The 18,955-nt window shown below is 70.4% G+C and carries 12 protein-coding genes and 1 tRNA gene; 5 read left to right on the forward strand and 8 right to left on the reverse strand.

Annotated elements, in window-relative coordinates; genetic code table 11:
• Positions 1 to 414: 414 nt before the first annotated feature.
• From WMF22_RS13920 to WMF22_RS13935, 4 genes are read right to left on the reverse strand one after another with little or no spacing between them, the layout of a single operon-like run.
• Positions 415 to 1,491 carry a DUF4340 domain-containing protein gene (locus WMF22_RS13920; protein ID WP_437299573.1) on the reverse strand — a complete coding sequence of 359 codons (1,077 nt, stop codon included), beginning with the start codon at positions 1,489 to 1,491 and terminating at the stop codon, positions 415 to 417.
• Positions 1,492 to 1,518: 27 nt separating this feature from the next.
• A complete protein-coding gene (locus WMF22_RS13925) occupies positions 1,519 to 3,363 on the reverse strand; it encodes a GldG family protein (protein ID WP_437299574.1) in 1,845 nt (614 codons plus the stop codon).
• A gap of 9 nt (positions 3,364 to 3,372) precedes the next feature.
• On the reverse strand, positions 3,373 to 4,107 hold the full coding sequence (locus WMF22_RS13930) for an ABC transporter permease (protein ID WP_012235165.1): 735 nt from the start codon (positions 4,105 to 4,107) through the stop codon (positions 3,373 to 3,375).
• A 5-nt stretch (positions 4,108 to 4,112) separates the two neighbouring features.
• Complete coding sequence (locus tag WMF22_RS13935) at positions 4,113 to 5,309, reverse strand: ATP-binding cassette domain-containing protein (RefSeq protein WP_437299575.1); 1,197 nt, start codon at positions 5,307 to 5,309, stop codon at positions 4,113 to 4,115.
• A 377-nt stretch (positions 5,310 to 5,686) separates the two neighbouring features.
• Here WMF22_RS13935 and WMF22_RS13940 point away from each other — a divergent pair, with 377 nt between their 5' ends.
• The 3 genes from WMF22_RS13940 (at position 5,687) to WMF22_RS13950 (ending at position 8,173) form a co-directional block, all read left to right on the forward strand.
• A complete protein-coding gene (locus tag WMF22_RS13940) occupies positions 5,687 to 6,934 on the forward strand; it encodes an aspartate kinase (protein ID WP_012235167.1) in 1,248 nt (415 codons plus the stop codon).
• Positions 6,935 to 7,164: 230 nt separating this feature from the next.
• Entirely contained in the window at positions 7,165 to 7,350 is a 186-nt protein-coding gene (locus tag WMF22_RS13945) for a hypothetical protein (protein WP_437299576.1), read from the forward strand.
• Positions 7,351 to 7,741: 391 nt separating this feature from the next.
• On the forward strand, positions 7,742 to 8,173 hold the full coding sequence (locus WMF22_RS13950) for a hypothetical protein (protein ID WP_438036045.1): 432 nt from the start codon (positions 7,742 to 7,744) through the stop codon (positions 8,171 to 8,173).
• A gap of 361 nt (positions 8,174 to 8,534) precedes the next feature.
• Here the strand turns inward: WMF22_RS13950 and WMF22_RS13955 are convergent, their stop codons facing one another.
• Both WMF22_RS13955 and WMF22_RS13960 read right to left on the reverse strand, forming a co-directional pair.
• Positions 8,535 to 10,166, reverse strand: a complete 1,632-nt coding sequence (locus tag WMF22_RS13955; protein WP_438036046.1) for a TROVE domain-containing protein — start codon at positions 10,164 to 10,166, stop codon at positions 8,535 to 8,537.
• Positions 10,167 to 10,332: 166 nt separating this feature from the next.
• Positions 10,333 to 10,470: transfer RNA gene (locus tag WMF22_RS13960), tRNA-Arg, on the reverse strand.
• Positions 10,471 to 10,842: 372 nt separating this feature from the next.
• Here WMF22_RS13960 and WMF22_RS13965 point away from each other — a divergent pair.
• Together WMF22_RS13965 and WMF22_RS13970 are read left to right on the forward strand one after the other, a co-directional pair.
• A complete protein-coding gene (locus tag WMF22_RS13965) occupies positions 10,843 to 12,081 on the forward strand; it encodes a leucine-rich repeat domain-containing protein (RefSeq protein ID WP_438036047.1) in 1,239 nt (412 codons plus the stop codon).
• A 551-nt stretch (positions 12,082 to 12,632) separates the two neighbouring features.
• Positions 12,633 to 13,400, forward strand: a complete 768-nt coding sequence (locus WMF22_RS13970) for a hypothetical protein (protein WP_438036048.1) — start codon at positions 12,633 to 12,635, stop codon at positions 13,398 to 13,400.
• A gap of 157 nt (positions 13,401 to 13,557) precedes the next feature.
• On the opposite strand, the gene WMF22_RS13975 is transcribed toward WMF22_RS13970, so the two are convergent.
• Together WMF22_RS13975 and WMF22_RS13980 are read right to left on the reverse strand one after the other, a co-directional pair.
• Complete coding sequence (locus tag WMF22_RS13975) at positions 13,558 to 15,663, reverse strand: S9 family peptidase (protein WP_438036049.1); 2,106 nt, start codon at positions 15,661 to 15,663, stop codon at positions 13,558 to 13,560.
• 118 nt (positions 15,664 to 15,781) lie between these two features.
• Entirely contained in the window at positions 15,782 to 18,847 is a 3,066-nt protein-coding gene (locus WMF22_RS13980; protein ID WP_438036050.1) for a hypothetical protein, read from the reverse strand.
• Positions 18,848 to 18,955: the final 108 nt, after the last annotated feature.

Below are 18,955 nucleotides of genomic sequence, written 5' to 3' on the forward strand. Positions count from 1 at the left end.
CGTGAACGCCTCTGATGCGACCGGGCGCGGTGGTCATAGGTGACGAAAAATCGTGCGCAGAGTGCGTCGAATATTCGTCACATCGGCCTCTGAGTGCGAATCGAGGTTCGCGTGGCGCGGGAGCCACACGGGCCGATAGCACCGACCCGGGTTGAGGTTGCCGGCCGACCCAGGTTGAGGTTGCCGGCCGACCCAGGTTGAGGTTGCCGTCGCCGACCCGGGTTGAGGTTGCCGTCGCCGACCCGGGTTGAGGTTGCCGTCGCCGACCCGGGTTGAGGTTTCCGGCGCCGACCCGGGTTGAGGTTGTCTGGTTGGGCCGCAGCGACGCCGACGCGGCTTCGGGAGGCGGGCGCACAAAATGCAAGGAGGCGCCGGTCTCCCAGCGCCTCCCGCTCTCATGCGCGACGTCGCCGGCTACTCGACGCCGTCCAGGCCCATGTGGCCCGCCGCCTCGTCGTCATGGGCGTCTTCGCCCTTCTTGTCGTCCTTCTTCTCGGTCTTCTCGAACCTCTTCGCCTCTGCGAGGGCCCAGTCGGCCGACCACGACGACAGGACGTAGATCGTGCCGTCGCCGCCTTCCTTCGTGGCGTAGCGGCTCGACCCCTTCGCGATCTTGCCCACGTTGACGGTGAAGTCGCCCGCGTTGTCCTTCAGCTTGATCGTGATGATGCCGCCGTTCGAGGCCGCCGCGTCGAGCCCGGTGTCCGACTTCTCGTCGCCAAAGTCCTCCGCGCCGAGGTTCTTGAAGGCGCGCAGCAGGTCCTTCACCTTGGCCTCGTCGAACTTCTCCCACTTCGCGGAGGCCGCGCCCAGCTTGCCGCCCTTGTCGCGCTGAGCGAACGTGCCGGCCCACTTGTCGCCGTTCTTCGAGAAGCTGAACAGGCCGTTCTTGTTCTCGACCGAGACCTGGATAGCGTTCTCGTCCTCGAACTTGAGGATCGACGTCTCGCGCCAGTTCTTCGGCTCCCGCGTGTAGAGGTAGCTCGAGTAGCCGCCCGCGACGTAGACGCCGTCCTGCCCGTCGACGCGCGCCATCTGCCCGCGCGAGCCGCTCTTGCCGAAGTACAGGTCGAGCGCCTTCTCCTCGCCCTTGTACGCGACGACGTGGAGCGCCTTCTCGTCGGTGAGCTCGTACTGACCGTACGTGCCGCTCGTCCGGTCGATGACCTCCTTCAGCTTGAGCTCCTTCAGGTTGTCGAGGAGGCTCCGCACGTTCGCCGCGTTCGCCTTGGCGTTGACGGGCTTCGTGACCTCCCACGTGTCGCCCTTCTTCTCGAGCGTCACGTCGGACTTGTCGGCGTTCTTGATCGCGATCTTCGTGACCTTCTCGACGTCATCCTTCGAGACGCCCACCTTCGGCAGATCCGCCGTGGCGGCGGTCGCCGAGTGCGCGGCGAGCTCGTCCTTCTGCTTCTTCTGCGTGAAGTACACGCCGAGGCCGAGGAGCGCGAGGACGGCGAGGGCGATGTAGATTCTGTGCTCGGTCTTCATGGCTCTTTCACCCGATGGGGCTCTGGCTCAGTCGAGCGTGATGTTCTCGCGGGCGCTCTCGCGACGCCGCCACCGGATGAGGCCGAACACGGCGAAGAGCGCCGCCGGCAGGAGCGTCAGCGTCCACTGCACGCGCTGCTGCACCGTCTTGCGCTCCGCCCGGTACTCCTCGGCCTTCTTCGCCAGGGTGGCCTCGTCGTCCGTGGCCTCCTGCTTCGGCTTCTCGATGCCCGCGTAGGTCAGGTTCGTCTCGCCGAACATCTTCGCGGTCGCGGCGAGCAGCGTGCTGTCCCCCGCCATCCAGTCGAGGGTGTTCTTGAACGCCAGGATGGTGGCGGTCAGGTACTTCTGCGCGTACGGCTGCGAGAGCATCAGGAGATCCTCGTCGCCGCCCATCCCGCCCATCATCGCCATTTGCGGCGGCATGGGGGGCGGGTTGCCGGAGCGGGCGAACGGGTTCGCGAGGAACTGCGACGCCGAGAGCACGAGGATCCGGCCCTTGTCCGCGCTCTCCGCGGGCGCGCTGATGCCGAGCCCCTCCTGGCCGCCGAAGGCGCTCTTGAGCTTGCCCTCGACCGTCACCGCGATCGCGCGCTGCGCGTACTCGCCCTTCGGCTTCCAGTCCGCCGAGAACTTCATGTCGATGGCCTCGGACACGTCGACCGTCGTCTTCGGCGTCGAGCGCGCCACGACCTTCATCGTCGCCTCGGGCTGCTTCTCCGGGTGCGGCACGAGGGTCGACGGGAAGGGGAAGGAGAGCTCGGGGAGGCGGAAGAAGCCGGGGAACGACGAGTCGAGGATCTGCTCCTTCTCGTCGAAGCGGCTGTCCTCCTGGAGCTGGAGGATGCCCGGCGCGCGGAACCACATCATCTGGCCCGACTGCGTCTGCACCGGGATGGCCATCGAGCGGCTCCAGTCGAGGATCGCCTCCTTCTTCATCTCGACGCCGTAGCCGTCGAGCAGCTTCTCGAGGCCCCAGGTGTTGAGCGACGCCTTCATCGCCGGGTCGGACGCCTTGAGGTTCACCGCGCCGGCGAACACGGCGAGCGCCTTGTTGCCCAGCATCATGAACTGGTCGATGCGGCGCAGCTCCTTCTCGGTGAACTCCTTGCCCGGCTGCGTGATCACGAGGCCGGCGAGCTCCTTGTTGATCTCGCTGTCGCCGCCCTTCAGATCGACGTCCTCGAACTTGTAGAACGGGAAGTGGTGCTCGAGCAGCGCGCGCATCGACGGGCCGCCGCCCCGGCCGCCCTGCGACGCGACGAGGTTCGCGTCCGTCAGCTTGATCTCATCCTTGCCGGTCACGACGCCGATCTTGGTGTCGATGGCGTCCGCCTTGTCGCGGATCTCGCGGATGGTGTTCGTGATCCAGAACTCGAGGCCCTGCGCCTGGTCCGGCGAGAGCATCGGGATCGCCTCCTTCTCGCTGCCGTACTTGAAGGCGATGCCCATGAACCCGCGGGTGATCGTGGCCTGATCCTGGCCGGTCTCGCTCCCCTCGCCGAAGGCGGCCTCCTGCAGGCCCGCCTCCTTGGCGGCGGCGCGCTGCTCGTCCGTCTTCGCCTCGATGATCGCGTAGTGGAGCTTGCCGTTCGAGGCCTGCTCGTACTCGTTCATGAGGTCGGTGAGGTCCTGGATGAACGCCTCGTGCTTCGGGAGCCCCCGGGTGACGTAGACGTCGATCTGGAGATCCTGCTTGAGCCCCTCGCGGACGAGGTGGGCCGAGCCCTTCGAGAGGGTGAACCTCTCGGCCTTCGTCATGTCGAAGCGCTTGTAGGCGCCGTACGAGATGATGTTGGCCGCCACGAGGATGGCGGCGACGATGGCCAGGTAGACGCCTGTCTGCGTCGCGGCTTTGGCTTTCCGTTCCATGGTTGGTCCTTACGCCCACTTCCTGCGCTCGAGCGCCCTGAACGAGGCCATGAGGCAGCCCGCTGTGATCGAGAGGAAGAAGACGATGTCTCGGGTGGACACCATGCCGCGCGCGAACGGCGTGAGGCGGGTGTCGAAGCTGATGAAGGAGAGGACGTCGCGGAAGAGCGACGGGGCGTAGTCGGCGAGGTTGTCCACGCCGTGCAGGAAGCCGAGCACCAGGAAGGTGATGAAGAACGCGATCACCTGGCTGTCGGTCAGCGACGAGATGAGGAGGCCGATGGACACCGCCGCCGCGCTGTAGAGCACGAGGCCGATGTACCCCGAGAGCACCGGCCCGCTGTCGAGCGCGCCGAGGTGCCAGGGCCACACGAACATCATCAGCGGGTAGAGGATCGTCGAGAAGACGAGCACGAGGACGAGCCCCCACGCGCCGAGGAACTTGCCGAGGACGACCTCGTGATCCTGCACGGGCAGGGTGATCAGCATCTCCAGCGTGCCGCTCCGCTTCTCCTCGGCGATGAGCCGCATCGTGATGACGGGGATGATGAGGAAGGAGAGCCCTATCGGCGCCCAGCTGAACAGCTGCACGAGCGAGGCGCGGTCCGCCTGCCAGAAGCCGCCGTTCATCAGGAAGAAGATGACGCCGAGCGCGATCAGCCCGAAGCAGATCACGACATAGGCCAGGGGGGAATCGAAGTTGGAGCGGAACTCCCGCTTCGCGATGGTCAGGGTGGTGCTCATACCGTTCAGCCCTTCTTCTTGGCGGGCGCTTCTTCCTTCGCGCCTTCGTCCTCGTCGCCGTCGCCGCCGTCCTTGGCTTCGTCGCCGGCGCTGTCGTCGTCCTCGTCCTCGTCGTCCTCGTCGTCCTCGTCGTCGGCCGGCGCGCCCGCCTCGTCCTCGTCGTCGAGGTCGTCGGTGATCAGCTTGCGGCCGCGGTCCTTGCGCTCGTCGCCGCGCGTGAGCGCCTTGAACACGTCCTCGAGGCTCTGCGAGTCGCGCCGCATCTCGAGGAGGAGCCAGCCCTTCTGCACGACGAGCTGGAAGAGCTCGGGCCGGATGTCGCCGCCGAGCGCGCCGAGCAGCTGGAAGCTGTGGGCGCTGTCGCCGGTCGGCAGCTCGGTGACGCTGGTGACGCCGGGCAGACCGGAGAGCGCCTCCTGGACCTCCTGGGCCGTCGGGGGCTTGCGCGCGCCCGACCGGTAACCGTCGCCGCCCTCGAAGACCTTCTTCTCGTGGACGGTGATGACGTACCGGACCTTGCCGCTCTTGGCGCGGATGTCGTCGAGCGGGCCGTCGGCGACGACGCGCCCCTTGGAGACGACGATGGCGCGGGCACAGGCGGCCTCGACCTCGGACAGGTTGTGGGTGGAGAGGAGGATCGTCCGCTCCTTGCCGATCTCCTTGATGTAGCGGATGACCTCCGCCTTCTCGTTCGGGTCGAGATCGCTCGTCGGCTCGTCGAGGATGAGGATCGGGGGGTCGTGGACGAGCGCCTGGCCGAGGCCGACGCGCTGGCGATAGCCGTGGGAGAGCGTGCCGATGTCCTTGCCGAGCACCTGGGCGAGGCCGCACACCTCGACGATCCCCTTCATCCGCTTCTTGAAGAGCGAGTGATCGAGGCCGCGCATGTCGGCGACGAACGAGAGGTATTCCCAGACGTTCATCTCGCCGTAGAGCGGGGCGCGCTGGGGCAGGTACCCGAGCTTGCGCCGGACATCGAGCGGGTCGTCGAAGACGTCGTACCCGTGGACCCGCGCCGTCCCGGCCGACGCCGAGAGGAAGCAGGTGAGGATGCGCATCGTCGTCGACTTGCCGGCCCCGTTCGGTCCCAGGAAGCCGACGACCTCGCCGCGATGGACCTCGAAGCTCACCTTGTCGAGCGCGCGCAGCGACCCATAGCGCTTGGTCAGCGAGCTCGCCTCGATCATCACATCGCTAGCCAAAATGACCTCCTTAGATGGTTCCTTGAGAAGCGGAGCGCCCTGCTCCGTCGTTCGCCCCTGGCGATCCCCCCCGCACTGACCGGCGGGCGCGCCGTTGTGGCACCCTGGATCACCCATTACCCAGGCGAATGGCGGCGCCATCGTAGCGGCGGGTGGATCTCTGTCAACAGCGCCGACCCGAAGCGGCTGAACCTGGGGTTTATTCCCGGCGATCGGGGGCGCACCGGGCACGGTTGTCCGGGCTATCCCCGGTTTGGCGGGGTCGCAGCGGTTCCTCCGCGGCGTGTCGTGCGCGGGACGGGCTCGTCCGGCGCGCGCCGTTGCCGAATTTCTCCTTGACCCGGGCGGCTGTGTTGGACTAGTTGGCCACACCTCGCGTGAGCCTCATCGTCCAGAAGTTCGGCGGCACGTCCGTCGGGTCCATTGAGCGCATCCAGCGGGCGGCCGCGCGGGCGCTCGCCACACAGCAGGCCGGTCATGACGTCGTGGTCATCGTCAGCGCGATGTCCGGCGAGACGAACCGGCTGCTCAAGCTGGCGTCGGACATCGCTCCCGTGCCCGACGCGCGGGAGATGGACGCGCTCGCGGCGACCGGCGAGCAGGTCTCGGCTGCGCTGATGGCGATCGCGATCCAGGCGCAGGGGGGCAAGGCGCGGAGCTTCCTCGGCCACCAGCTGAAGATCCTGACGGACAGCGCCTATACGAAGGCGCGGATCAAGGCGATCGACGCCCAGCGGCTGCACGAGGCGCTGGCCGGGGGGAAGATCGCGGTGGTCGCCGGGTTCCAGGGCGTGGACGACGCGGGCAACATCACGACGCTCGGCCGGGGCGGCAGCGACACGAGCGCCGTGGCGATCGCGGCGGCGGTGGGCGCCGAGTGCGAGATCTACACGGACGTCGACGGCGTTTACACGACGGACCCGAACATCTGCAAGACGGCGCGGAAGATCGAGCGGATCAGCTACGAAGAGATGCTGGAGCTCGCCTCGCTGGGAGCGAAGGTCCTTCAGATACGGAGCGTGGAGGTTGCGATGAAGTACGGTGTCCCGGTGCATGTGCGGTCATCGTTCTCGGACGTGCCGGGCACGTGGGTCGTCAGCGAGGAGCAGTCCCTCGAGAGCGTGACGGTGACGGGCGTGGCGCTCGACCGGAACGAGGCGCGGGTGATGCTCGTCGGCGTCGACGACAAGCCGGGCGTCGTGGCGCAGATCTTCGGCGCGCTGGCCGAGGAGAACATCAGCGTCGACATGATCATCCAGAACGCGCCGAGCTACGGCCTGGAGACGCGCGGCACGTCCGGCGAGGTAAAGGCGGACGTCACGTTCACCGTCGGCAAGGCGGATCTCCCGCGGGCGAAGCTCGTGATGGAGAAGGTCTCCAGCGGCGTGCGCGCGATGAGCATCCGTTACGAGGAGGACATCGTGAAGGTGTCGATCGTCGGCCTCGGGATGCGGACGCACGCGGGCGTGGCGGCGCGGATGTTCCAGCTGCTCGCGGCGGAGGGGATCAACATCCAGGCGATCTCCACGAGCGAGATCAAGATCTCGTGCCTCGTCTCGACGAAGTATGCCGAGCTCGCCGTCCGTGCGCTGCACGATGGCTTCGGGCTCGGCGGCAAAGCCTGAGCGAACCTCTGCCACCGTCGTGATGCGCTCGCCGTGAGCGGCCCCCGACCCGGTCGGTGAGGCTGCTCGCGGCGTGTTGCGTTGTGGCGTCGTGATCGCTCCGTCAGGGGTGCACGGCGTCGCTCCATGCGAGCGCTGAGCTCATCGGACCGAGCGACGTTGCCGTCGGCACCTGTGGAGGCATCCTCCTCCAGGGCGGCCCTGCGCGGGTGGTGGACAAGGGTCAGTCCATGGGCGGCGCGCAGAGCGCCTGGCACGAGGGGCGGAGCTCCCCGAGCGTGGATATCGTGTTCACGCGGGTCGATCGCTTCGTCCAGAGCGACTTCTATATCCGGAGCTCGCAGCCGGCGAACGGGCGCGCGGACATCGCTCCGCCGAGCGAGGCCTGCGCTGCGGACGACCTGACGTGTCCCTGATACGGCCCCTGCGCGCGCCGCGCCGGCTCCGATGACACGCCGTACAGCGTAGCCGCTTTCACTTCACCGCCGGCGTGCGGAGTCGGGCCTCCGATGTCCCATGTCACGTGACATGTCACGCCTCTCCCATGTCACGTGACATGTCACGCCTCTCCGATGTCACGTGACATGTCACGCCTCTCCGATGTCACGTGACATGTCACGCCGCTGCGTCAGAGCAGCTGCCGCTTGATCGGCTCCGCTGATTAGGTTAACGCTGCGGGGGGGGCGGTGACAGGCTTGTCTTCAACGATGTATTGGGTCTAGAGCCCGCCTTGCCACCACGTCTGCTGGAGGAAAATCAATGACATCGAAAAAGCTCGCTTTGCGCTTCAGGATTGCGTCTTCGCTCATGTTGTTCTGCGTCGCCGCGGGAGCTGCCGTGTCCGCGGCGTCGTGCACGGTCGCCTCACCAGGCGAAGCGAGCGACTGCGCGCCGGGCGAGGCGGGGTGTGACAGCGAGAGCCACGCGACAGACGCCTTCGCCCTGGAGGAGGAGCTCGTCTGCGACAACACGAACGTTTGCGGAGATTATGCCAGCGGGTGTGTCCAATGCGCGTTCGCAGGCAACTGCTCAGCTGCTCTCGACGCCTGCGGGGGCAGCGACTCATGCGTCCTCTACCTGGAGTGCACTACGGTCACGTGCGGGCTGGATCCTGAATGCGTGGCCGAATGCGAGGAGACGTTCCCGGCGGGCGCCGCGCTGGCCCATGCCATGTATTCCTGCGTCTACTGCGACGAGTGCCCGAACGACTGCAGCGGAGTGGGCTACGCATGCGAGTGACGGCGCAGCCCGCGCCGACCTTCACCGCCGCACGTCGCGCGCGACGCGGGCGCCGAACGCCTTGAGCTTCTGATCGGCGCCTGCCGGATCGAGGATCGTCTCGGGCTGGCGCAGGCCCGGAGGGGAAGGGCGGGCCCCCCCGCGAGCCCGAGGCGGCGCTCGCCGGCGACAGCGAGGCCACGAGGCTCACCACATCGAGGAGCGCGAAGGCGCGCCCGCGATGCGTCGTGCCGTCAGCCGCTGTGACCCTGCGCTCCGCGTCGTCGCCCGACGCCCAGATCCATCGGCCGTTCTTGGCGCAGCAGCGGACTCGGCACCCGCTGCTGCGCTCCTTGGGTTCGCGCTCTCCAGGGACGGGACGCTAGTCCTGCGCCATCGCCGCGGCGAAGCGCAGCAGCCCCTCGCCCCAGCCGCCGAGGATGTACGTGCGGTCGTAGAACTCGGGCACGAGCGTGTCCTGGTACCCGGCGACCTGGACCAAAAACACGCGCACGTCGCGGTTCACCCGGGCGCGGTACGTCGCCACGAGCTTCGCCACGTCGATGTAGTGCCCGTTCCAGGCGAAGTCCGCGTAGTCCTTCGGCCGCGTACCGTACAGGCCGCCGTGGCCGGCCTGCATGTCGCTCATCACGAACACCGAGTCCCAGCGCTGCCGCTCGCGGATCGCGCGATCCCAGAAGAGCCACACGCCGTTCTCGGTCGCCGTCCCGATCGTGCGGGCGAGGTGCTCCGCCTTCTCGAGCTGCGAGAACACGCTCTCCTGCTTGCGCACAGCGAAGGTCTCCAGCCGGTCGCCGAACACGCCGAGGTGCCCGTCGCTCGAGCGCATCCCGGCCACGACCCCCGTGAGGTTCGCGATCGTGGAGATCTGCATCGTCCCGAGGCTGCTCGTGGTCGTGCCCTGCGCGGAGCCGCTGTTGTCGCAGAGCACCATCACGCGGCCGGGGAAGTACGGCACCTGGCCGAGCGATCGGTTCAGGCACTTCTCCACCGCGTCGAGCACGGCGCCCGGCGCGCAGCCCTTCACGGCGCGGTAAGCGCTGTAGTACCGGAACGGCAGCTGCTTGCCCTCCGCGGCCGTCTCGACGAGCTTCGGCAAGAACTGGTCGAACGGCACGCCCGCCTCGATCAGGTTGCGCAGGTTGCGCAGCAGGGCCATGTGGCCCATGACCGGCAGCGCCTTGCGCCACGCGCACCGGTTCGAGCCGCGCGCCGAGACGATCGCCTCCCAGGTGCGGCCCGTCGCGCGGAGGGCGCCCTTCGCGAGGCGGTCCACGCTGGGGCTCTTCGGGTGCACGAGGTTCATGACGTCCACGGTCTTGCTCCCCTTGCCCTCGAGCCGGTACTTCGCGAGGGCGTGATCATCGAAGCGCTCGAGGGCGTCGCGCAGCGCGCGCTTCAGCGCGTTCGGCACCGGCTTGCCGAAGCGGTAGAGCTGGTACGCGAGGGCGACCGTCGGCTCGTCCGCCCGCTTCAGGATGGACGGCGCGTAGCGGCGCACGAGGCCCGTCCCGCGCACGGAGGCGGCGTTCGCCGCGCGCACCAGGATGACCTGGGGCGTCGTGCGCATGTGCTCCTCCTCGCGCAGCCGCGCCGCCTCGGCGAGCGTCGCCTCCGGGTCGGCCGCGAGCGCCTCGTCGATGGCCTTCTCGATCAGCGCCGCCGGCGAGAGCTTGCGCCACTCGGCCGGGTCCACGGCGCCGAGCGTCTCGCGCAGGCGCCGCACCTCGGCGTCCGAGAGGCGCGCGCGGGCGGCCGCCTTCCTCGCCGCCTTCGCCGACGTCTTCGCCTTCGCCGCGCTCACGGCCTTCGCCGGGCGCGGATCCGCGGGATCGAGGTGGTAATACATGGGCTCGCCGAAGAAGCACGACGAGGCCGCGAGGCGCAGGCGCTTCAGCGGATCGGCGATGTCGTAGGAGCGGCCGCCCATCCAGTTCAGGTGCGCGTCGGCGCTGCGCTTGTCCTGACGCTTGAGATGCTGAAAGAACGCCATGATGACACCTCCATCCTCGACGCACGCGCGGCGAGGGGTCGAGAGCGGGGCGCCGGGTTGAAGGTGCGCCCCGCTAGAGAAAGCGGGCGCAGCGCGGAGGATGGTGGTCACGGGGTTGGTCGTGTCAAAACGAAGGAACCGTGACGCTCACTGCCGCGCTGCACCCTGGTGCCAGAGGCGGGAGTCGAACCCGCTGCCTCGTCCTTAGAAGGGAAGTAACCCCGGATCTCACTGCCGGCGCTCATCGCGCCGGAGAACACCGTCCGGAGTTGTTTTCGCGCTCTAACCGCTGAGCTACTCTGGCGTGGACGCAGGGGGGTATTGCAGGGCGGATGCCAAGGTGGTCTCGGCCGGCGCCGACCGCGGAAACTCCGGGGTTCACGGGCGGGAGCGAGGGCAGCCGACGGGTCCCGTCCGTGCGCTGCATATCCTACGGGATAAAATCCTAGATGAAACGCTAGAACGGAGCGATCGCCGTGGTCGGCGCGCCAGAAGGCGCGCGCCGCTGACGAACGCGCCCGTCGAGCGAGCCGGCTGCGACGCGGCGCGAGGGATGTGGCGCAGCCTGGCCCATCAGGCGGGGGGATGAGCGGGATGCGCCAGAATTGGCCGTGCTCGGCGGCATCGGGTTTGCTGGAGCCGCCTCATGCTCATCCGAACGCCAAGCTGCTTCGTGTTGGCCACGTACCTTTCCCTCTTCGGCTGCGCCCCCCTCGACGACGATGGGAGCGCGTCGGACACGGGCGGCGCTCCGGGCGCGAGCGTCGACGCCAGGCCCGCTCCGGAGGGCTGCAGCGGTATTCTGGAGGTGCCGGATCCGGCGCTCGCCGCGGGCCTCCGACAGATGCTTGGCCTCGGCGCCGACGAGCCGATTCCGGGGGCGGCGGTCGCCGTTCCTCGATTGCTCCTCCTCAGCAGACTCGGCATCGAGGACCTGAGCGGCCTCGAGTGCGCCACGTCGGCCGAGCAGCTGTCCCTCCGAGGTAACGAGATCGAGGACATCTCGGTCCTCGCGCGCCTGCCGCGGATCACTTCCTTGTACCTGGACGAGAATGGGATCGTCTCGCTGGGTGCGCTCTCCGGGCACCCGGCGCTCTCCACGCTGTCCGCGAAGGACAATCTCATCTCGTCGACGAGCGACCTCAATGACCTTCCGGAGCTTCAGCACCTGATGTTGTCGGGCAATCCGCTCGATGCGCTCGAAGGGCTGGACGGCGTGCAGGCCCTCTACCAACTCGCGGTCGATCGCACGCACATCGCCGAGCTCTCGAGCCTCTCCAAGTTTCCGGCCCTGAACGTCGCGCACTTCACGAACACCGACGTGAGGAGCCTCGGGACGCTGCCGCGCCACGGCTCCCTGAGGGCGCTGATCCTGGCGGATGCGGAGGTCGAGGACGCGCGCCTCGGAGCGGAGCTTCCAGCCCTCGAGAACCTTCAGCTCGACGGCAATCACATCGCGTCGATCGCGGGGCTCGATCCCGCGAACGTGCCCAAGCTGAAGAACCTGGGGCTCGATCGCAATCCGCTGACGGACACGTCCCCGCTCGCCAGCCACCCGCAGCTGGTGGTGGTGCAGATCAGCGAGATCGGATCGAGCGGCGCGGATCTGAGCTGGGTCACGGGGCTCACGGGTCTCACGTGGATCGAGGCGCGCTCCGACGCCATCACCGACCTCACACCCCTCCTGGGCGTACAGCGCATCGTCAGACTGGATCTGTCGGACAACCTGATCGAGGACGCGTCTCCGCTGAACGACGTCGTGTTCCAATCCTGCGCGCGGGTCTCTCTCTCGGGGAACCCCGGCGAGAGCTCGTTCGGCAGCGTGCTGGACGCGCTCTGCGCGAGGAATATCGAGGTCGACGGCCATTGCTCGCCCGCTGCGTGCACTCCTTGCCCGAACGCGAACTGCGAATGAGCGCCTCGGCTCGACGGCGCCGAGCCAGGGCGCTGCGCGCGGACCGCCTTTCACGTCAGGATCCCCGGCCGTGGGGATCCAGAGGGCGCGTGAGGCGGACCTGTGCGGGGGATCCGGAACGTCGCGACCGTGGAGCGCGCTCATCACCGTGGGCGTGAGGGGGTACGATCCAGGGATCGGTAGAATTTTGAAGGAACGCCCAGATCCAGACCTGGGGGTTACGTCGTGGCGCGTGCCCTGGGGTAGGTCGAGACCTCTGAGGCGGGTGCGAGAGGAGGGCTCAGCCAGGTCGCGACGTCGGCGGCAGGCTGGAGACGAGGGTCTGGTCAGGTCGCGACGTCGGCGGCAGGCTGGAGACGAGGGTCTGGTCAGGTCGCGACGTCGGCGGCAGGCTGGAGACGAGGGTCTGGTCAGGTCGCGACGTCGGCGGCAGGCTGTCGTCGGCTGCGCCCCCGTTCCCGCTCTCGCGAGCTCGACTCCTTTCGTCGGCGCCGGCGACAGGTATGATGGCGCCCGCCCTGAACGCGCACGCGCGCGGTGGAGTCGCTCCCATGCCCGATCCCTACATCTACCAGCGTGACATCGAGACGTACGGCCGCTTCACCGCGTCGCAGATACAGAAGCTCGTCGTGCCGGTCGACGCGGGGTTCGGGAAGGCGCTGCGCACCGTCACGGCGCGCCTCGACGCCGCGGCCGAAGCCCTGCGCAAGGCGAAGCTGGACGCGACGGCCGCTCCCGTGCCTCCCGGCGCGGTCCGCGGATCGAGGGGCGGCAGGGCCAATCCGGTCGCGGCGGGCCGCGGCCTGCTGCGCCGCCTCGTGGAGCACGCCGCCTCGCGGCCCAACGGGGTCGCGCTGGCCCGCGAGCTCCTCCAGGGCCAGACGCTCGCCACCGTGCTGCGCCGCCGCCCCGCGGCGCTCGCCGCGGCGCTGACGCACGCGATCGAGGTGATCGAGCAGCACGAGGGGCAGCTGCCCGAGCGCGAGGCGTGGACGGCCGACCTCGAGCGCTCCCGGGACGCCCTCGAGCCGCTCATCCGGAGCGTGCGCAAGACCCGGCTCGCGCGCCGCGCCATCACCCCGGAGATGAAGGCCGCGCGCGACGAGTGGCTCAACACCTACCGCGCGGCGAAGCTCCTCGTGGAGTGTGTGCTCCGGCTCCACGGCAAGACGTCGTTGATGCCCGAGATCTTCGGCGATCTGCCGCGCGCCCCCCGCGCCGCCGAGGTGGCCACCGCCGCGCGACGCCTGCCGGCCAGCGCGCACGCGCACGAGCACGAGCACGAGCACGAGCACGCGCACGAGCACGAGCACGCGTGACGATTCCGCTGCTCACGCCGGAGCTCGACGGGTTGAAACCGCCAGGAGAGAGCGGAATTTAGAACCGCCATGACACCACGGACGCCAAGGAGAGAAAGAATCTTGGCGTCCTTGGCGTCCTTGGCGTCCTCGGCGCCATGGCGGTTCATTTCTCTCCTTACCTGCCGTCCCCGCCCCCGAGGTGCGCCCGGAAGAAACGCACGAGGTGCCCGTACTGGAGCACCTGGTTGTCCCGCTTCTGCGCGCCGTGCCCCTCGTCGGCGAACAGGATGAGCTCGGACGGGATCTTCCTTGCCTCCAGCGCCTGCTGGATCTGCACCGACTCACCCGCAGGGACCCGCGGATCGGACACGCCCTGCACGATCAGCAGCGGCGCCTTCACCCGATCGAGGTACGTGATCGGCGAGAGCTTGAGCAAGGCGTCCCGATCCTTCTCGGGATCACCGTACTCGGAGATCCGGAGGATGCGCCGGTAAGGCGCCGTGTTCTGGAGGAACGTCACGAGGTTGCTCATGCCGACGACGGCGGCGCCCGCGTCGTACGCGCCGGCGAACATGGTCATGCCGATCAGCGAAGAATAGCCGCCGTAGCTGCCGCCGAAGATGCCGACCTTCGGCGGCCGGCCCTCGTGGCCGAAGCTCGCCTTGACGAACTTCGCGGCGTCCTCGATGTCCGTGATGACGTCGAGCCGCTTCGCGCCGTCGTCGGCGTGCAGCCATGTCTTGCCGTAACCGTCGCTCCCGCGGACGTTCGGCTCGACGAACACGAACCCGGCGTCCACGAAGATCTGCGCCCGCGCGCTGAACCCAGCCCTGGTCTGCACCTCCGGGCCGCCGTGGAAATGGACGATCACGGGACACGGCCGCTCGCACCGCGCAGGGCGGCGCACGAACATCGGGATCTGCGCCCCGTCGCGCGCTGGATAGGACTCCAGCGCGGCCGCCGAGAACGCGCCCGGCGCCACCTCGGGCATGCTCGGAGCGTGCCACTGCGAAAGCTTGCCAGTCGTCCAGTCGAGGACATGCGCCGTCGCCGGCGACGTCGAGGTCTCCAGGAGCAGCGTCGTGAACCGGCCGTCCCGCGTCGTCGAGACAGGGGTCACGTGATCCGCCGCCGGGAGCGCGGGCAGCTTGATCTCGCGGTGCGACCTCGCGTCGAGCGCGCGGAGCCGCGTGTAGCCCCGCTCGTTCACCGTGTAGAGGATCCTCTTCTTCGCCCGATCGACGGAGAACGCGCTGACGTCGAACGGGATCTCCGGCGAGATCGGCGTGAGCTTCCCCGCCTTCCAGCTGTAGAGCCGGCGGTGCTCCCCGAGGCGCGGCGTGAGCACGAGGACCTCGCCGGGGGCCGCGCCGTAAAGGGCCCTGTAGTCCTCGCGCTCGCCCTGCCCGAAGAGGGGAGTCAGCGGGTCGGCGCCCGGAGCGGCCTTCGCGGAAGGCGCCCACTCGAAGAGCTCGCTCATGTTGGAGCCCACGTCCTTCGCGAGCAGCAGGCGGCCGTCGCCCGCGGCGTCCACGGCGCGCCAGATGCCCTCGCGATCGAACACGACCTCTCGCTGCCTCGACGCGATGTCGTACCTGTAGATGACGTACGCGTCCTTCTTGACGTCGTTGGCCCGATAGTAAACGTGCCGCCCGTCGTCGGAGACGAACTGGAGCTGCGTCTGCACGCCGGGCATGTGCTGGATGGCGACGAGCGGGCCGCCCTTCACGTCCTGCAGGTAGAGCCCGGGGTTCTCCTCGCCCTTGCGGTCGCGCGAGAGGACGAGGCGCGCGCCGTCCGGCGTGACGTCCGCCACGACGGTCGGATCCTCGCCGCCCGTCAGCTGCAGCGGGAAGCGCTGCGGCCCGTCGAGCCGGAAGACCTGCCTCGTCCCCGTGATCGTCCAGGTGAAGTAGAGCGCCTTGCCATCCGGCCCGAGGACGCCTCCGGAAGGCGCGCGCACGTCGAGCATGGCCTGGATCCGGCGCGAGACGTCGTCCGGGAGCGGAGGCGGCGCGTAGCGCGCCAGGATCTCCGGAGAGACGCTCGCCGCGCCGTGCCCCGCGTACCCGGGCCGCTCCGGCGCGGGCGCAGCAGGCCGCGGCGGTCCGGCGGGCGAAGGCGGCGCCAGAGGCGCGGACGCGGCAGGCCGAGGCGCAGCCGCCGGAGGGACCGGCGGGGCCGGCGCGCACGCCGCGGAGAGGGCGAGGGAGCCGAGCAAGCCGAGCAAGGATCGCCGCGCGGCGCCATGGCGCACGCGCTGCGTCGAGGAGGACGACATGCGGCGCATTTCGCCGGAGCGGGCGCGCGCCGGCAAGGTCAAAGGCCGCGCGGCGCGGGCAAGGTCGAAGGCCGCGCGGCGCGGGCAAGGTCAAGAGGCCGCGCGGCGCGGGCCCGCCTCAGTCGAGCTCGCCGGGGAGCTTCGCGCGGCCGAGGGCCGCTTCCGCCGCCGCCAGCTGCGCCGCGAGCTTCCGCAGCTCCTCGGCCTCCTCGCCCTGGAGCGAGATGTTCGGGACGAGCGCGTTCAGGGCGCGGCGGTTGTACGCGAGCCCGAGCGGCGAGCCCCTCTCGAGGTTCATCACCATCGACTCGGCCAGCACCGCCAGCGCCTCCCGGTGCAACCCCTTCGCCGAGAGCACCTCCGCGAGCGCGGCCGTCGAGCGGGCCAGGCCGAGCAGGTCGCCGAGCGCCTCCTCGGCCTCGATCGCCGCGGTCAGGCGCTGCGTCGCGCGGTCGAGGCGGCCGTTGCGGAGCTCCAGCCGGCCGATCGTCTCCCACACCCGGGCGAGCTCCCGGGTGTCGCCGAGCTGCTTGTAGGCGCGCTCCGCGGCGAGCGCGTGGTCGAGGCCCATCGACAGCGCGTCGGACTCGCGCCCGGGGCGGGCGGGGACGTGGAGCGGGATCCGCGCGAAGAGGTGGTCGGTCTCGGCGAGCTCGACGCGCGCCGACGGATCGACCCGGGCCCGCTCCTCGAAGGTCCGGCGCGACTCGATCAGAAGGTGCGTCGCGCGGACGGGATCGCCCATGCGCACGTGGACCGCCGCCTGATCGTTGAGCAGCCGGGCCGCGCCGAGCGCGTCCCCGGCGTCGAGCAGCTGGCGGCTCGCGGTCGCGAGCTCCTCCAGCGCGCGCTCCAGCGAGCGCGCGTCGCCCATGTCGTAACAGACGCCAGCGATGAGCGCGGCGACGTCGGCGTGCAGCTCCGGTGGGTCGCCCTGCGCGAGGAGCGCGCGCGCGGCGTCGAGCACCTCGAGCGCGTCGGCGAGCGTGCTGGCGGGGTCCGGGCCGGCCGCCTGCCATTGCACCCGGGCGATGCCCGCGAGCGCGCCGATGCGGAGCCGGCGGCGCGCGGGCGTGGCCGGCATGCCGTCGAGCAGCGAGAGCGCCTTCCGCCCGTAGCTCAGCGCCTGGGCGTACGCTCCCATGTCCGCCGCCTCGACCGCGGCCGCGCAGTAGCGCCGCGCCGCTTCCTCGTGCTCGCCCGCCTCGGTCAGGTGCGCCGCCGCGCGCACGTCGTGGAGGTGGCGTCCAGCGCCGTGCGCCGCCGCGCTCGCGGCGCCCGCTGCCTCGGCGCGATCGGGCGCCGCGGGCGCCGGGTACATGGACACGCCGAGCGGCGCCGCGGCGCGCAGGGACTCGGCCGCGGCGCGCCCGGCGACGGAGTCGGCCGCCGCCGGCCAGGAGAAGGCGTGGCGGGATCCGGAAGACGATCGCTCGGACAGCGCGGCAGGGACGCGCAGCGAGGCCCCGCGGGCCGAGCGGCTCGGCTCGTCCGGGAAGGCGCCGCCGAGGGACGCGAGATCGCGGGGCACCCGCATCGGCCCCGGGATGGGCGCGTCGAGCGAGTCGGGCGGGGCGTCGAACATGAGGGACTCGGGCGGCTCCGAGACGCGGCGGCTCTCGGGGCTGCGGTGGAACAGATCGGCGTAGGGCCACGCGGGATTGCCGGGCCCTGCGGGGGCCATCGGCGCGGGCCTGTCCTGGGTGACGCGCGGCGGCGCGCGGCGCGTGTTGCTCATGGACGCACCGCCGGCAGGGGCCACGGCTGGCGGCGGCCTCAGCGTCTCGGCCGCCCGCGGCACCCCGCCGCGCGCCACCGAGAGCGTGGGGTCGGCGGTCTTCTCCCACTCATCGGCGGTCGCCGCGCCGCCGGCCTCGGGGGTCGGCCCGCCGGCGACGGGCACGCCGGGCGAAGCGGCCGCTGGTGACGCCGTCGCCGGCGACAGGCCCGGCGGTGGGGGTGCGGGCGCGGCGGCCACCGTGCGCGGCGTCGCCATGGCGGGCAACGACGCGGACGGCGGCGCCGTCGAGAGCGGCGCCGCCCCGGCCTTCGCCTGCGCGGCGGCCCTCGTGGCCGGGTCGTCGCCGCGAGGCACGCCGAGGTTCGCCCCGCCGGCGACGTGCCGCTCGACGGTCGACGTGAGGATGGCCGCGCTCTGGGTCGGCGGCGCCGCGGCATGGGCCGGCGCCGCCGCGGCATGGGCCGGCGCCGCCGCGGCATGGGCCGGCGCCGCCGCGGCATGGGCCGCCTGGTGATCGGCCGAGACGACGCCCGGCGCGGCGCGCGGCTCGCGTGCGGCCGCGGCGTCCGGCGTGGTCCCCTCCTCGCTGAGCAGCGTCGCGAGCCGCCGGTGCCACACGCGGGCGAGCGACGGGAGGATCGATCCGCGGAGCGTATCGACGGTCTCCTGCGGGAGATGGAAGCGCCCGTCGCCGCGGTCCTCGACCGGAACACCCGCGTCCGCGGCGCGCTGCAGCGCCTCGAGCACGTCGAGCGCGTCGACGCGGAGGAGCGCGGCGACGAGCTCGCTCTCGAACCCCGAGCCGACGATCGCGCCGGCGCGGAGCACCCGGAGCACCTCGCCGGGCAGCTCGCGCACCGGGACATGCGGCTGCGGCTGCGGCGGCGGGGGCGTTGTCGCGCTCGTCAGCGTGATCGCGCCGTCGGCCGGCCGGAGGAGCGCGTCGGCTCCGCAGGCGGCGCGCATCGCGTCGACCAGGCCGCCCGCGGGGCCGGTCGGCGCGTGCAGGCGGAAGGAGAGGACGAGCGCGACGCGGAGCGCGTCGGGGCGGGACACCACCCGGCGCAGCACGTCGAGCGTGGCAGGATCGGCGTGCTCGACCGCGTCGAACACGATGGCCCACGTGCGATCCGCCTGCTGTGCGAGGCGGTTCGCGGTCTCGATGAACTCGGCGTCCACCATCAGCTCGTGCACGTCGCCGAGGAGGCGGCGCCGGAGCCCCGAGGCGGCGCGGCCGCGCGCCTGATCGATCGTCGCCTGCGCCCCGCCGGCGAGGCGCTCGATCTGGGTCCGCGCGTCGCGCAGCGGTCCGAGCGTCATCTCGGGGACGTCGCAGCGCACCCGCACGATCCGCAGCCCGAGCCGCGCCGGCGGATCCCCGGGGACGATGTTCAGCAAGGCCGTGTGCCGGCCCTCGGAAATGCGCTGCCAGAGCTGTTCCACGGTCCGCTCCTCCTCTCTCCAGGCGCACACGGCCCAGAGCGGGGCGCATCGTCGTGCGCCACGGGATCCTCCGCAGAGTGAAGCTCGCTGCGGCGTACTTTCGTGCGC

The sequence above is a fragment of the Sorangium sp. So ce204 genome (assembly GCF_051526795.1).
Taxonomy (GTDB): Bacteria; Myxococcota_A; Polyangia; order Polyangiales; family Polyangiaceae; genus Sorangium; species Sorangium cellulosum_B.

Bases quoted from the DNA above. Each gene is read 5' to 3' on its own strand.
- WMF22_RS13920 (WP_437299573.1), bottom strand. From the start codon at position 1,491: ATGAAGACCGAGCACAGAATCTACATCGCCCTCGCCGTCCTCGCGCTC.
- WMF22_RS13925 (WP_437299574.1), bottom strand. From the start codon at position 3,363: ATGGAACGGAAAGCCAAAGCCGCGACGCAGACAGGCGTCTACCTGGCC.
- WMF22_RS13930 (WP_012235165.1), bottom strand. From the start codon at position 4,107: ATGAGCACCACCCTGACCATCGCGAAGCGGGAGTTCCGCTCCAACTTC.
- WMF22_RS13945 (WP_437299576.1), top strand. From the start codon at position 7,165: ATGGGCGGCGCGCAGAGCGCCTGGCACGAGGGGCGGAGCTCCCCGAGC.
- WMF22_RS13950 (WP_438036045.1), top strand. From the start codon at position 7,742: ATGTTGTTCTGCGTCGCCGCGGGAGCTGCCGTGTCCGCGGCGTCGTGC.
- WMF22_RS13955 (WP_438036046.1), bottom strand. From the start codon at position 10,166: ATGGCGTTCTTTCAGCATCTCAAGCGTCAGGACAAGCGCAGCGCCGAC.
- WMF22_RS13970 (WP_438036048.1), top strand. From the start codon at position 12,633: ATGCCCGATCCCTACATCTACCAGCGTGACATCGAGACGTACGGCCGC.
- WMF22_RS13975 (WP_438036049.1), bottom strand. From the start codon at position 15,663: ATGTCGTCCTCCTCGACGCAGCGCGTGCGCCATGGCGCCGCGCGGCGA.